This window comes from Streptomyces sp. NBC_00554 (assembly GCF_041431135.1).
Lineage (GTDB): Bacteria > Actinomycetota > Actinomycetes > Streptomycetales > Streptomycetaceae > Streptomyces.
The window spans coordinates 2218779-2232199 of sequence record NZ_CP107799.1 but is presented as its reverse complement, the minus strand read 5'-3'; the positions used below and the strand labels follow the sequence as shown (position 1 = coordinate 2232199).

At 71.4% G+C, this 13421-nt stretch carries 11 protein-coding genes; 5 read left to right on the top strand and 6 right to left on the bottom strand.

What is annotated here, in order from left to right:
• The first annotated feature begins 28 nt into the window (after positions 1 to 28).
• The 3 genes from OG266_RS09785 to OG266_RS09775 all read left to right on the top strand — a co-directional run bounded on the left by OG266_RS09785 (position 29) and on the right by OG266_RS09775 (position 4067).
• A complete protein-coding gene (locus OG266_RS09785; RefSeq protein WP_371544663.1) occupies positions 29 to 2311 on the top strand; it encodes a helix-turn-helix domain-containing protein in 2283 nt (760 codons plus the stop codon).
• Positions 2312 to 2444: 133 nt separating this feature from the next.
• Positions 2445 to 3143 (top strand): alpha/beta fold hydrolase, encoded by a 699-nt coding sequence (locus tag OG266_RS09780; RefSeq protein ID WP_371544660.1) that lies wholly within the window; start codon positions 2445 to 2447, stop codon positions 3141 to 3143.
• Positions 3144 to 3230: 87 nt separating this feature from the next.
• Entirely contained in the window at positions 3231 to 4067 is an 837-nt protein-coding gene (locus tag OG266_RS09775; protein ID WP_371544658.1) for an alpha/beta fold hydrolase, read from the top strand.
• Between the two features lie 25 nt (positions 4068 to 4092).
• On the opposite strand, the gene OG266_RS09770 is transcribed toward OG266_RS09775, so the two are convergent.
• From OG266_RS09770 to mmuM, 4 genes are all read right to left on the bottom strand, one after another.
• Positions 4093 to 5163 carry a LacI family DNA-binding transcriptional regulator gene (locus tag OG266_RS09770; RefSeq protein WP_371544656.1) on the bottom strand — a complete coding sequence of 357 codons (1071 nt, stop codon included), beginning with the start codon at positions 5161 to 5163 and terminating at the stop codon, positions 4093 to 4095.
• A 143-nt stretch (positions 5164 to 5306) separates the two neighbouring features.
• Positions 5307 to 6863, bottom strand: coding sequence for an amidase (locus OG266_RS09765; RefSeq protein ID WP_371544653.1), 1557 nt, complete (start codon positions 6861 to 6863; stop codon positions 5307 to 5309).
• Positions 6860 to 7144 carry a hypothetical protein gene (locus OG266_RS09760; RefSeq protein WP_326720031.1) on the bottom strand — a complete coding sequence of 95 codons (285 nt, stop codon included), beginning with the start codon at positions 7142 to 7144 and terminating at the stop codon, positions 6860 to 6862. Before OG266_RS09760 ends, OG266_RS09765 begins: the two co-directional genes overlap by 4 nt.
• A 254-nt stretch (positions 7145 to 7398) precedes the next feature.
• Positions 7399 to 8322 (bottom strand): homocysteine S-methyltransferase, encoded by a 924-nt coding sequence (gene mmuM / locus OG266_RS09755; protein WP_371544650.1) that lies wholly within the window; start codon positions 8320 to 8322, stop codon positions 7399 to 7401.
• 110 nt (positions 8323 to 8432) lie between these two features.
• Between mmuM and OG266_RS09750 the strand changes: the two genes are divergently transcribed.
• Positions 8433 to 9272, top strand: a complete 840-nt coding sequence (locus tag OG266_RS09750) for a class I SAM-dependent methyltransferase (protein ID WP_371544647.1) — start codon at positions 8433 to 8435, stop codon at positions 9270 to 9272.
• A gap of 17 nt (positions 9273 to 9289) precedes the next feature.
• Here OG266_RS09750 and OG266_RS09745 read toward each other — a convergent pair whose 3' ends face one another.
• Positions 9290 to 11323 (bottom strand): autotransporter, encoded by a 2034-nt coding sequence (locus OG266_RS09745; protein ID WP_371552726.1) that lies wholly within the window; start codon positions 11321 to 11323, stop codon positions 9290 to 9292.
• 252 nt (positions 11324 to 11575) lie between these two features.
• A complete protein-coding gene (locus OG266_RS09740) occupies positions 11576 to 12403 on the bottom strand; it encodes an oxidoreductase (protein ID WP_371544644.1) in 828 nt (275 codons plus the stop codon).
• Between the two features lie 94 nt (positions 12404 to 12497).
• Here OG266_RS09740 and OG266_RS09735 point away from each other — a divergent pair, with 94 nt between their 5' ends.
• On the top strand, positions 12498 to 13409 hold the full coding sequence (locus OG266_RS09735) for a LysR family transcriptional regulator (RefSeq protein WP_371544642.1): 912 nt from the start codon (positions 12498 to 12500) through the stop codon (positions 13407 to 13409).
• Positions 13410 to 13421: the final 12 nt, after the last annotated feature.

Here is a 13421-nt window from a genome sequence, read left to right as displayed (position 1 = left end):
GCAGCCGATCCGAGCGGGCCGAGTCCCGATGTCGCCGAGGGGGAGTGGCCTCATCGCCGAGCGTTTGAGTCTCGCGGAGTTGCTGCGCCGTCACCGGCGCGCGGGGCGGCTGACCCTGGAGCAGCTCGCCGAAGCCTCAGGCGTCAGTGCCCGAACGCTGTCGGACATGGAGCGGGGCCGAAGCAAAGGGCCCCAGCACCGGACCGTTGCCGCTGTGGCGGACGCGCTCGCGCTGGAGGGCGACGCGCGCAAACAGCTCATCGAGCTGGCCCGGGACGGCCGTCTGCGGGATCACTGGACGCGTCCGTCCGGGCTGTGTGAACTGCCCCGGTCCGTCGACGACTTCATCGGCCGGGCCGCGGAACTGGCCTGGATCGAAGACCTCGTCCACGCCGAACACGCCCCGGGTGCCCCGGTGGTGGGACTCGTCACCGGCTCCGCGGGGCTGGGCAAGACGACCTTCGCGGTCCGCTCCGCCCACGCGTTGCGGCCGGGCTTTCCCGACGGAGTGTTCTTTCTCGATCTGTTCGGCATGTCTCAGCGGCCGCTCGCCGTCGACGACGCCCTGGGGCTGGTCATCGGTGCGCTCGGTGTCGCGGATCAGCAGATACCCGCCGACACCCAGGGGCGGGCCTCCTTGTACCGCTCGCTGCTGCGGGACAGGCGTGTCCTGGTCGTGCTCGACAACGCCGCGTCCGAGGACCAGGTCCGCCCGCTGCTGCCGGGAGAGGGCGCGGGCAGGGTTCTGGTCACCAGCCGGCGGTTGCTCGCCGGCCTCGAGGGTGTACGCCGGCTCGTCCTGGGACCGCTGCCGCCGGCGGAAGCCACGCAGTTGCTGACCGGGATCGTGGGCGAGCGTTCCGCGTCCGACGGGGAGCCGGCGCTCGCCCACCTCGCGCAGTTGTGCGGAGGGCTGCCGCTGGCGGTGCGCATCATCGGAAACCGGCTGGCCAGCCGGCCCGGATGGAGCGCCGTCGAACTCGCCGCCCGGATGTCGGACGAGGAGCGACGTCTCGATCAGTTCAAGGCCGGCGACCTCAAGATCGCCAATGCCTTCGGGATGTCCTACGACCAACTGGCGGAGTCGGCCCGGCGGGTCTTCCGCCGGCTGGCCGTGGTGCCCGGCCGGGACTTCGACGCACTCCTCGCGGCGCTTGTCGGCGGGATATCGATCGAGGACGCCTGGGACGCGCTCGACGAACTCGTCGACCTCGGCCTGTTGATGGACAGCACCTCGGGCCGGTACCGCTTCCACGACCTCGTACGGCTCTTCGCCCGCGACCGGCTGCGGCAGGACGAGCCCGCGGCCGAACGCACGGCGCTCACCGGCAGGGTGACGTCGTGGCTGCTGCGGATGGCCACGACGGCCGGGCGGTGGTTCGAACCCGCCTACGGCCGTCCCGAGCGACCGGATGCCGACCTCGCCGTTCTCGCGGCACCGGAGCAGGCCGAACTCTGGCTGCGCGTGAATGTGGCCAACTGGCTGGGCGCGATGCGGTTCGCGGCGAGCAGGGGTGAGCACGCCGCCGTCCTCGACTGTGCCGAGTCGATGCACTGGTTCTCCGACCGGTGGGTCCATGGCCCGCACTGGCATGAGGTCTTCACCCTCGGCGCTGAGGCCGCAGCCGCCCTTGGCGATCTCGCCCAGCACGCGACCCAGCTGAACTATCTGGCCTGGGTGCAGGGGATCCCGCTGAGGAGTCCGGAAACCATGCTGCGGACCGCGGCCGAGGCGTTGGGTCTCGCCACCCGCAGCGGCGCCACGGTGCAGATCGCCTGGTCGCACCACTACACCGCCATCGCGCTCCGCAAGCTCGGGAGGAGCGGTGAAGCCGTTGTGTCGGCGTCGCGGGCGATGGAGATGTTCAAGTCCCTCGGTGACGCCGATTCGTACTATTCGAGCCTCAGCAACCTCGGCAACGGCCTTCGTGACGACGGACGCCACGAGGAAGCGCTGGAGCGGTACCGCGAAGCGTTCGCCTTGGCCGGCGACGACGAATCCGGGATGACGCCGAGCATCGCGGCGCACCTCCGGCCGTACACCTTGGCTGATATCGGCGGGTGTCTGGGGCTGCTGGGCCGCCGCGCCGAAGCGATCACCGCGCTCACCGAGGCGACAGTGGCGATGGAGTCGTTCGATTCCAATTACATGCGGGCCCTCGCTCTGGAGACCCTCGCGGCCCTGCTGGCCGAGGAAGGCCGGACCGACGAGAGCCGCCGGACCTACGCGCGCACGGCGGAGGTGTTCGAGGCGATCGGCGACGCCGAGGCGCACCGCCGCTGCCGCGACCTGGCGACCGCCGCACCCTGACCCGCCCGGCAGGCCCGAGCCGATGTGCGCGGAAGTTCTGCGTGCTGTTCTGCATGTTCCGCCCGCTTCCTCAGCACTTGACTTGACCGCACCGGACGGGCGCTCAGCCTGTCCCTCCAGGTCAGGAGTGACCATGACTGCGATCAGGAACATCGTGCTGGTGCACGGTGGATTCGTGGACGGATCGGGCTGGCAGGGCGTCCACGAGCAGCTGACCGCCGACGGCTACCGGGTGGCCGTCGTGCAGAACCCGACGCTGTCGCTGGCCGGTGACGTCGCCGCCACCCACCAGGTCCTCGACGGCCTCGACGGCCCGGCCGTTCTGGTCGGCCACTCCTACGGCGGCGTCGTCATCACCGAGGCCGGCAACCACCCGAACGTCGCCGCCCTCGCCTATATCGCCGCGTTCGCCCCCGACAAGGGCGAGTCGGTCAGCTCCCTGATCGCCGACCCGCCGCCCGGCGCGCCGGTCCCGCCGATCCTGCCGCCGAAGGACGGGTTCCTGTTCCTCGACCGGGAGAAGTTCGCGGCCTCGTTCGCCGCCGACGTGCCCGAGAAGCTGGCGGCGTTCATGGCCGACTCCCAGGTCCCGTGGGGCGTCGCCGCGCTCGAAGGGGCGGTCTCCGAACCGGCCTGGGGGACCAAGCCCGCCTGGTACCTGGTCGCCGCCGACGACCGGATGATCCCGCCGCCCGCCCAGCGCGCCATGGCCGAGCGGACCGGAGCGACCACCACCGAGACCCCGGGCAGCCACGCCGTCTACGTCTCCCGCCCGGCCACGGTCGCCGCCGTGATCGCCCAGGCAGCCGAAGGCCTCAACGGCAACTCCTAGAAGCCGCGGGTGCCGCCGCCTCGCGGAGGCGGCACCCCGCCCGCACGTGACATTCCCGTCCCAGTCCGCTGCCCAGGGAGTTCCCGCATGTCCGATCGCCCCTCGTTCACCCGCCGCAGAGTGATCGCCACCGGAGCGGCCGCAGCGACGGCCACGTTCCTCACCTCGGCCGGCTCCGCCGCCGCGGTCGCCGACGACAGCACGCCCAAGGCCAAGCCGACGATCGTGCTGGTGCACGGCGGCTTCGCCGACGCCTCCGGCTGGAACGGAGTCATCAGCAGACTCCAGCACAACGGCTACGAGACCATCGCTCCCGCCAACCCGCTGCGCGGCCTGCCCACGGACGCCCCCTACATCGCCAGTGTCCTCGCCTCGGTCAGCGGCCCGATCGTCCTGGTCGGGCACTCCTACGGCGGCGCCGTCATCACCAACGCCGCCGCCGGCAACCCCAACGTCAAGGCGCTGGTCTACATCGCCGCGTTCGCCCCCGACAAGGGCGAGCAACTCGGCGTCCTGCTCGGCAAATACCCCGGCTCCCTGATCGCCGACTCCGTCCAGGGAGTCCCCTTCCCCAACCCCGACGGCAGCACCGGAACCGACCTGTACCTGCGGGCGGACGCGTTCCGGTCCGCGTTCGCCGCCGACCTGCCCCTCGCCACCACCCGGCTCATGCAGGCCACCCAGCGGCCCTTCAGCGCCTCCTCCCTCACGGACGTCACCCAGGCCGCCGCCTGGCGCACCATCCCCTCCTGGGGCATGGTCGCCACCGAGGACAAGGCCATCCCCCCCGCCCTGGAGCGCTTCTTCTACGAGCGGGCGGGCGCCCACGTCGTCGAGGTGCCGGGTGCGTCCCACGTCCCCATGATCAGCCACCCGAAGGCCACCACCCGTCTCATCGAACAGGCGGTCAGGGCCACCAGCTGACCGCCGCCGCCCCGGCCCGCCCCGTTCAACGCCTTCCCTCCGCCGGCGCCGCAACGGAGTCACGCACCACGACGTGCGTGCCCAGGAGAAGGTGTTCGTTCGGGGCGTCCGGAGTGCGTCCGAGGGCGGTGCGGACGGCGAGGCGGCCCAGTTCCTCGTAGGGGACGTGGACCGTCGTGAGGGGTGGGTGGAGGTCCCGGGCGAAGGGGATGTCGTCGTAGCCGGCGAGGGAGACGTCGGCCGGGACGCGCAGGCCCGCTTCGTGGAGGGCGGTCAGCGCGCCGGCGGCGACCATGTCGGTGGAGGCGATCACGGCGGTGAAGTCCAGGCCCTGTTCCAGCGCGGAGCGCATCAGACGGTGGCCCGAGTCGCGGGTGAAGTCGCCGTACAGGCGCAGCGCCGGGTCGGGATCGAGGCCGCGGTCGTGATGGGCGGCGAGGTAACCGCGTTCGCGGCCACGGGCCGTGGTGTTGTCCGCCTTGCCGCCGAGGAACAGCACCCGCCGGTGACCCTGGGCGAGGACGTGCGCGCACAGGGCGTAGGCGCCGCCCTCGTTGTCGTACTCGATGACCGTGACCGGCGTCCCGGGTGCGAGCGGCGGGCGTCCGCACAGGACGAGCCGCGACCCGGCCGACGCGAGGGAGTCGGCGATGCGGGCCATCCGCTCGCGGTGCTCGGGGGTGTCGGCCGCTCCGCCGACGAGGATCACCGCGGCGGCCCGCTGGGCGCGCATCATGTCGATGAACTCCAGTTGGTGTGCGGCGTCGCCGTCCGTGCTGCACACCAGGCACAGATGGCCGAGCCGCGTCGCCTCGCGCTCCACGCCGTGCGCCATGTGCGTGAACGACGGCCCGGTGATGTCGTCGAGGACGAACGCCAGCGTCGGCGTGCCGGCCCCCGCGATCGCCTTGGCGCGGGCGTCGGCGACATAGTCCAGCTCGTGGACCGCCCGCATCACCCGGGTACGCGTCGTCGTGCTCACCGGGTACTCACCGCCGAGCACCCGCGACACCGTCGACGCGGACACCCCCGCGCGCGCCGCCACGTCCCGGATCGTGCGCCGGTTCCCGGTGTCCGTGGTGCTCTTCCTCGTCATCGCCGACCCCATTCCTCCGCCCCGGACGGCGATTTCACCGCCGCCGGGGCCGCCCCTCGGGAAGTGCGGCAACGCTGATGGCAACCGGTTCCCGAGCCGGAGGCTAGCAGCGGGAGTTGCGCGCGACGAGAGGAAGGGAAGGGTCAGGCGGAGGCCGCGGCAGCCTCCTCGGCCGACAGCTGGGGCCGGGCGGTCGCGGCTCTCATGAGGGTGGCGGCGGAGGCGGGGTCGGCAGGTCGCCGAGTGTGCCAGTCGGTGACCGCCTGATACGCGGCGGCGACCTCCAACAGCCGGTCCTCCTCGTACGGTTGACCGCCGAGGATCGCCCCGACGGGTACGCCGCCGCTGTCGAAGCCGATGGGGAAGCCGATCTCTGGCAGCCCCAGGATGTCGAACGGCACCGGCCCCGTCTGCAGGATCACGTCGCAGCGGTCCATGACCCCGTCGAGGACCTCCCGCAGCAGATGGTTCTTGGCCCGCTGGGCAGTGATCCACTCGTCGCCGGAGAGCATCAGCCCCTGGAGCCAAGTCAGCAGCGAGACACCGAACTTGGCGGGGTCGGCGCGCAGCCAGTGCCGGAACGGCTCGGTGCGTTCGGCGAGCCGGGCCGCGTTGAAGGTGCCGGTCAGCAGGGTCCAGTCGGCGGGATACGCGACCTCGACGAGCGTGGCGCCGGGGATCGAGTCGAGCGTGTCGAGGAAGGTGCCGCGCAACTGCTTCTGCGCGCTCAGGAAATCGGCCGGGACCCCGATCTTCGTCGCCCGGCGCATCCGTACACCCTTTGCCACGACGGGAGTTGCCGCCTTGACGAGATCCGGCACGGCCGGCAGTCCCAGCGTGCGCGGGTCCTGGGAATCGGGGCCCGCCATCACCTGGAGCATGAGCGCCGCGTCCATGGCGTCGCGCGCGAGCGGGCCCGCGTGGTCGCGGGTGAAGGAGAGCGGGATGATGCCGTGGATGGACACCCGGCCCATGGTGGGCTTGAGCCCTGTCAGGTTCTGCTGGTTGGACGGCAGCACGATGGAACCGCCGGTCTGGGTGCCGATCGAGGAGGACGCCATGCGTCCGGCCACCGAGCAGGCGGGTCCCGTCGAGGAGCCGCCCGGGTCGGTGCTCGGGTCCTCGGGTGTCCAGGCGTTGACCGTGGTCACCGTCCCGTTCGGCTGCGTCGCCCGCGTCGTGGCGAGCGGCCCCATCTGCCCCTTGCCCAGGACGATGCCGCCCGCCGCCTTCAGCCGGGCCACGGCCGTGGCGTCCTCGTCCGGCACGAAGTCCTCGAAGATGTACGAGTTGCAGCGCGTCGGCACGCCCTTGGTGAAGTAGTTGTCCTTGATGCAGAGGGGGATTCCGCGCAGCACACCGCCAGCTCCCTGTCCCCGGTCCGCCTTCCGTGCCGCCGCGAGCGCCGCCTCGCCGGTGACCTCCGCGTACGCCTGATACGTGGTGTCGTACTGCTGGATCCGGTCGAGGTACGCCTCGGTCAGCGTCGCGGAGGTCAGCTTTCCGCGCCGCATGAGGACCACGGCTTCGGTGAGGGTGGCTTCGGAGGGGTCCTGCCGGGCGGCCTTGCGTACGTCGATGTCGGGCACGCGGATGGTGTTGGAGGCGGCGCTCGCGGGCGCGGCGCTCTGCAGGGCGAGCCCACTCGCCACCGCAGCCGAACTCGCCAGGAAAACCCGCCTGTTGAGGGCCCGGCTCATCGGTCGCCCGCCTTGCCGGTCCAGGCCTCGGTGATGGACGGGTAGATGAGGGGCGGCGAGGCCTGTTGCGCGTAGGCGGGACTGTCCGCGGGCGGGGCCCACCCGGATATCGCGCCGGGTGTGGACGCCACGAACGACTTCAGGGAGGTGAGTACTTGGGCCTGCGTCGGCACCCCGGTGTCGGCGTCGAAGACCTCGGGCAGCAGGGAGAGGTCGAAACCCGCCAGCGTGAGGCGGGTCCGTACATAGGTGTCCAGTTGCTCGGCGGTGGGCTCGCTCAAGGGTGCCTCCGTGATCGCTGACGGGTACGGGGACTTCATCACCCGCCCGTGAAGTCCTCATTGAGCCCGTGCTTCACGGGAGTTACGCCAGCGTCGGCGCAAGTCGGCTCAGGTGAGCACCGGTCCGCGAACCCAAGCGGACCTCGGCGCACCTCGCGGACCTCAGCGAGACTCGCCGCACCCTCGGCGCACCTCTGCGGGCCTCTTCACACCTCGACGGACGTCAGCCAACTCGCCCCACCCGCATCGAACCCTCAGCCCCTGAGCGACTCGGCGATCCCGGCGATCGCCACCGGCCCCACCCGGCAGCACCCCCCGATCAACCGTGCGCCGCCCCTCTCCCACCCGGTGACCTGCTCGGCGGTGAAGGAGGACCGTCCACTCCACGCCCGCGCCTGCGCGTCCCACGCCTCGCCGCTGTTCGGGTAGACCACGACCGGCTTCCCGGTCACCCGTGCGGCGGTCTCGACCGCCCCGTCCACATCCTCCGGGGCGCAGCAGTTCACGCCGACCGCGATGACCTCGTCGGCGTCGGCGGCCAGGGCGAAGGCCTCCTCCAGGGGCTGGCCGGCCCGTGTACGGTCGCCGGCCACGCTGTACGACAGCCACGCCGGTACGCCGAGCCCGCGCACCGCCCGCAGCAGTGCCTGGGCCTCATCGGTGTCGGGCACGGTCTCCAGGGCGAGCACGTCGGGCGCGGCGGCGGCCAGCACCTCCAGGCGCGGCCGGTGGAACCGCTCGAGCTCCGCGATGCTCAGCCCGTACCGCCCCCGGTACTCGGAGCCGTCCGCGAGCATCGCCCCGTACGGTCCGACCGACGCGGCCACCCACAGCGGCCGCGTGACGCCCTTCGCGTGCGCGCGTTGGGCGGCCTCACGCGCCAACTCGACACTGAGGACGAGGAGTTCGGCCGCCCGTTCCCGCGGGATGCCGCGCTTGGCGAACCCCTCGAAGGTCGCCTGGTAGCTGGACGTGATCGCCACATCCGCACCCGCCTCGAAGTAGCCGAGATGCGCCTCGACGATCGCCTCCGGCCGCTCCGCGAGCAGCCGCGCCGACCACAGCTCGTCGCTCAGGTCGTGCCCGGCCGATTCGAGCTGGTTGGACATGCCGCCGTCGAGGACGACCGTGCCGGTGGTGAGGGCGTCGGCGAGGGTGCGGGAGGTATCGCTGGTCATGTCACGACGCTAGTCGATGCGGGAGGAGACGCCCGTTCACGTCCACCAAGTGAAAATATCGCCCACGATGTGGGATACCGGCGGAAAGGGCGGCAGCCTAGCCTTGGACCATGCTGCGTGAAGTGTTCGACGAGGATGCCGAGCTCTACGACCGTGCCCGCCCCGGTTACCCGCCCCCGCTGGTCGAGGCGCTGATCGACAGGGCCGGGCTGTCCCCGGAAAGCCGAGTCCTCGAGGTGGGCCCGGGAACGGGACAGCTGACCGTTCCCCTGGCACGGCTGGGCTGCCGTGTCACGGCCGTCGAACTGGGTCCCGCGCTCGCGGCGGTGGCCCGGCGCAACCTGCGCCTGTTCCCCGACGCCCGCGTCGAGGTCTCGGCCTTCGAGGAGTGGCCCCTGCCCGAGGAGCCGTTCGACCTGGTGGTCAGCGCCACCGCCTTCCACTGGGTCGACCCCAAGGTCCGGGTGCCCAAGGCGACAGCCGCCCTGGCCCCCGGCGGCACGCTCGCCCTCATCACCACCGAGCACGTCGCCGGCGGACACTGGGACCAGGACTTCTTCGACCAGGTCCAACGCTGCTACGAACGCTGGGACCCGGCCACTCCGCCCGGCCTCCGCCTGCCGGACGAAGCCACCCTGACCCCCGATACCGACGAACTGGACCACTCCGAGCAACTCGACGCCGTGCAGATCCAGCGCTTCACCCAGGAGATCACGTACTCGGCCCCCGAATACCTCGACCTCCTGCGCACCTTCTCCGGACACCGAGCCCTGGACCCCACCGCGCTGACCGGCCTGCTCGACTCCATCAGAGACCTGATCGACAACCAATACGGAGGCAGCGTCACGAAGCGGACGCTGCACGAACTCATCACGGCGAGGCGCAGGACCACCGGGGCTCTCCGAGAGCCCGTCGTACACACAGGAGGCGGGTCGGACACCGCGCCGTAGATCCGGTGCCCCGTCTGTCACCGTGTCGCGGCGTGCCGCCGCTCGCCCCCGCGCCGCGACCGCTTGCGTCGGACCGATGGCACGACCAGCAGGCCCAGAAGCAGCGGGATGAAGAGGAGGGGCCACCAAGGGCGGGTGGAGTCGGCGTTGGACTGTGCGGCTGTCGTCGTGGCGGGTGGCGTCCCGGGGGTGGAGGGGGTCGTCGAGGCGGCGGGCTTCTTCGTGATCGCCTTCAGGGTCACGTCGTTGCCGTCGCCCCCGCGGTAGCTGATCCGGTATGTCGTGTCGGCGAGCTTGAGCTTGGCGCCCTCGCGGAGGCCGGTGAAGGTGCCGGTTGTCTTCGCGTCGCCCGTGTGGTCGAGCACCGTGATCTCGGGGGCGGGGTCGGTCCCGGCGGCCGAGAGGTCCACGTCTCCGGCCAGGCGGACCGCGCCGGTCACCTTCAGGGGCTTCTCGCGGAGGACCAGTACGCCCTTCGCGTCCTGGGTGTAGTCACCGGTGACCGTCAGCCCGGCCGTGACCTCGCCCGCGTTCGTCACCGAACCCGTCACCGTGCCCTTGCCGGTCAGCGAGGTCGCCACCCGCAGCCCCGTCGCCCGCGCGTCCAGCCGTGCCCCGGTCGAGGTCAGCCGGATCGCCTTGCTGCGCGTCAGCGAGGCTCCTCCGGTCAGGGCGAGCGTCCCCTTCGAGACGGTCGTCGTCCCCGTGTACGTCACCTCGCCGCCCGTCAGCGTTGTCGTCGCGGCGCCCGCCTGGGTGAGCGAGCCGCTGCCGCTGATCCGCGAAAGGGTGAGCGCCTTGCTCGTGTTGCGCAGCACCAGCGAGCCGTTGTCGACGACCTTGTAGAGGTCGCCCTTGGTGTAGAGCCCGCCGTCACCGCCGGACTTCCCGCTGCCGAGCCTCAGCACCGCGCCCTTCTCGACGGTCGTCGAGCCGTTGTAGTACTGGACGGCGGCGAAGGTGACGTCGTTGCCCTTCGTCCCCTTGATGACGATGTCCCCGGCGCCGGGTGCGGACAGCGTGTCGTGGAACCGGCCGCCGCCGATGGGGGCGCCCAGTGTCACCGGGCCGTTGTAGTCGAAGGTGAGCAGCGAACGGGACCTGGCCGCCAGCAGGTTGATGTACACGGTCTCGGCGGTCCCCGGCATGAAGATCTTGTTCGTCGTCCCGTCGCCCCACTGGACGTCGGCGCCCTTGATGTTGGTGCCGCGCTTGTTGACGTTCTTCCGCGCGGGCGTCCAGTTCAGGGCGGGGTCGCTGAGTGAGGGATTGGTGTCGCCGCCCTGGTCCGACCAGCTGTACTGGCCGGTGAGCACCACCTTGCTGCCGGGCCGCGACTGGACGTTGATGTCGCTGCCGTACTCCCGTTGGTAGAAGTCCATCCCCATGGTGACGGTCTGGCCGAGCGGCGTGTCCACGGTCCAGGTGCCCTGGTTCAGGACCTTGCGGACCTTCGGCAGCGAGGTCGCGAACTCCGGCCGTCCGGCGTTCGCCTGCGTGCCGTTGTCGATCACCCCGGAGAAGGTGTGGGTCCCCGACAGGTCCCAGGTCCCCCAGAGGAACCGGGGCTGGCTGATCAGCCCGGAGCCGCTGATGGTGCCCAGGTTGTAGGCGCTCGTCAGGGAGAGCCGCAGTGTGCCGTCGACCCGGATGTTGTCCCGGTTGAGCCGGAACGCGGGGGTGTTGTACGGGAAGCTGCCGATCAGCCCGGTCGTACCGCCGGTGCCGTACTGGAGGGTGGCGCCCCTTTCCACGGTCACGGCGGGCGGATCGGGGTTGGCCACGGTGACGTACGGGTGGTTGCCGCCGGGGATGCTCACCTGCTGCCGCTGCCGCGCCTTGGGCAGCGTGAAGTCGCTGTCCTTGGTCAGGATCAGCGTCCCGTTACCGCGCACGGTGAGCGTTCCCTCGCCCCGGAACACCCCGTCGTACGTGGTCGTCCCGGCCGGCACGGTCACCACCGAGTCACCGGTGAGCGTCACGTCCCGCCCCGCGATCACGTCCGCGGTGATGTCACCGCCCGCGGCGGCCGCGGGCGGTGCGGCGAGCATGAGGGCGACCCCCGCGAGGCAGGCGGCGGCCGAGGCTGTCTTGTAGATCTGGATGCGCACATACGGGGAGACGGACCGGGCACCCTGGAATAACAGAAACCCCAAGGTGACCCACATCACACCAAAGGCGGGGCCTGGCATGGACGCCCCTTAAGGGGCGCGGGGAACTGCGCGCCCAGCCCCCACGCACCCGCGGACAAATGTCCAGCCCCCACGCACCCGCGGACAAATACCCGACCCCCGCGTCAGCGGCTACGCCCCGAAGGCAGTGTCGCGCGCCACCTTCTCCCACGCGGAGATCTCATCCCGCAGCGAGTCCAGGTGGCCAACCACCGCATCCACCCCATCGCTCCCGAGCGGCAACCGCAGCGGCGTGTCCTCCGAGGCGAGGGCGCTCAGGACAGCCGCCGCGGCCTTGGCGGGATCACCCGGCTGGGAGCCGTCGGAGCCGGCGACCACCCGACGCGTGGCACCGACCGTGTCCGCGTAGTCGGCGATCTCCTCGCTGGTGCTCGCGTTGCCGAACAGGCCCGTGCGGAACGCGCCCGGCTCCACGATCAGGACCTTGACACCGAGCGGGCCGACCTCGTCCGCCAGTGCCTCGGAGAAGCCCTCGAGTGCGAACTTCGTGGCGCTGTACGCCGAGAACCCCGCGAACGACATCTGCCCGCCCATGCTGCTCAGCTGAACGATCGCCCCGGAACGCCGCTCCCGCATGTGCGGAAGCACCGCACGCACCAGCGCGGCCGGGCCGAAGAAGTGCACCTCGAACAGATCGCGCAGCTCGGCGTCGGTGGTCTCCTCGGCGGCCCCGACGTGGGTGCGGCCCGCGTTGTTGACCAGCACGTCGATCCTGCCGTGCCGCTCCACCACATCGGCCACGACGGAGGTGATCCCCGCCGGATCCGTGACGTCGAGGGCGAGCGCCTCGACCTGGTCGGGGTGAGCCGCCACCAGGTCGACAAGCGCCTCGGGCCTGCGAGCCGTGGCCACCACCACATCTCCGGCACCGACGGCCGCCTCGGTGAACGCCCGCCCGAAACCACTGTTGGCACCGGTGACCAGCCATACCTTGCTCATGTCCGACTCCCTCGTGGAATCCGTGCTTTCGACGCGTCGAGCCTCGCCGGAAACCCACTCGCCCGTCCAAGACCCGTCGTGATAGCCAATGGTTATGGCCATGGACGTCCACGGGCGGGACCTGCGCTACTTCGTCGCGGTCGCCGAAGACCTGCACTTCACACGCGCCGCCGAGCGCCTCTTCGTCTCCCAGCCCGCGCTGAGCAAGCAAATCCGCATGCTGGAGCGTCAGTTGGGGGCAGAGCTCTTCGAGCGGGACCGGCAGGGCGTGCGCCTGACCGCGGTGGGCACGGCCCTGCTGCCGTACGCGCGCCGGGTCCTCGCCGACTGGGACGCGGCAGCCGACGCCGTCGAGCGCGCCAAGGCCGAGCAACAGGCCACCCTTGTCGTCGGGATGAGCACGAGCCCGGGGCGCGGCGGCCTGCTGCCGGCCATCAGGTCCCGGTTCAGCGAGGCGCACCCGCAGGCCAAAGTCCAGCTGAGACAGGTGAGTTGGGAGGACTCCAGCGCCGGGCTCGCGGACGGCTCGGTGGACGCGGCGTTCGTGTGGCTGCCGGTTCCGGACGCGGAGCGGTACGAGTGGGTGGTGGTGGCCGAGGAGTCGCGCCATGTCGCGCTGCCGGACACGCATCGCCTCGCGCCGCGGGAGGAGATCGACTTCGCGGACCTCCTCGACGAACCCTTCATCGCCATCCCCAAGTCCGCCGGGGTGCTGCGCGACTACTGGCTGGCCCTGGACGTCCGCGCCGGGCGCCCGGCACGGATCGGCGCGGAGTGCGCGAGCGCGGACGAGACGTACGAGGCGCTGGTGGACGGCCGCGGCGTCTGCCTGCTCGCCGCGGGCAACGCGCCCCTGCTCACCCGGGGCGGCGTCATCACCCGCCCCGTTCGCGACCTCCCGCCGAGCCGGTTCGCCCTCGCCTGGCGGGCGGGCGACGGGCGCCCACTGGTACGGGCCTACGCGGAGGCGGGCCGCCTGGCCTCGGGCGTCCGCGGCACACCCTGAAGCCAGCGGCAC

What these genes read in the sequence shown, in the direction of transcription:
- OG266_RS09740 (WP_371544644.1), bottom strand. Translation starts at nt 12,403, where the DNA reads ATGAGCAAGGTATGGCTGGTCACCGGTGCCAACAGTGGTTTCGGGCGG.
- mmuM (WP_371544650.1), bottom strand. Translation starts at nt 8,322, where the DNA reads ATGACCAGCGATACCTCCCGCACCCTCGCCGACGCCCTCACCACCGGC.
- OG266_RS09750 (WP_371544647.1), top strand. Translation starts at nt 8,433, where the DNA reads ATGCTGCGTGAAGTGTTCGACGAGGATGCCGAGCTCTACGACCGTGCC.
- OG266_RS09735 (WP_371544642.1), top strand. Translation starts at nt 12,498, where the DNA reads ATGGCCATGGACGTCCACGGGCGGGACCTGCGCTACTTCGTCGCGGTC.
- OG266_RS09780 (WP_371544660.1), top strand. Translation starts at nt 2,445, where the DNA reads ATGACTGCGATCAGGAACATCGTGCTGGTGCACGGTGGATTCGTGGAC.
- OG266_RS09745 (WP_371552726.1), bottom strand. Translation starts at nt 11,323, where the DNA reads ATGCTCGCCGCACCGCCCGCGGCCGCCGCGGGCGGTGACATCACCGCG.
- OG266_RS09785 (WP_371544663.1), top strand. Translation starts at nt 29, where the DNA reads ATGTCGCCGAGGGGGAGTGGCCTCATCGCCGAGCGTTTGAGTCTCGCG.
- OG266_RS09765 (WP_371544653.1), bottom strand. Translation starts at nt 6,863, where the DNA reads ATGAGCCGGGCCCTCAACAGGCGGGTTTTCCTGGCGAGTTCGGCTGCG.
- OG266_RS09775 (WP_371544658.1), top strand. Translation starts at nt 3,231, where the DNA reads ATGTCCGATCGCCCCTCGTTCACCCGCCGCAGAGTGATCGCCACCGGA.
- OG266_RS09770 (WP_371544656.1), bottom strand. Translation starts at nt 5,163, where the DNA reads ATGACGAGGAAGAGCACCACGGACACCGGGAACCGGCGCACGATCCGG.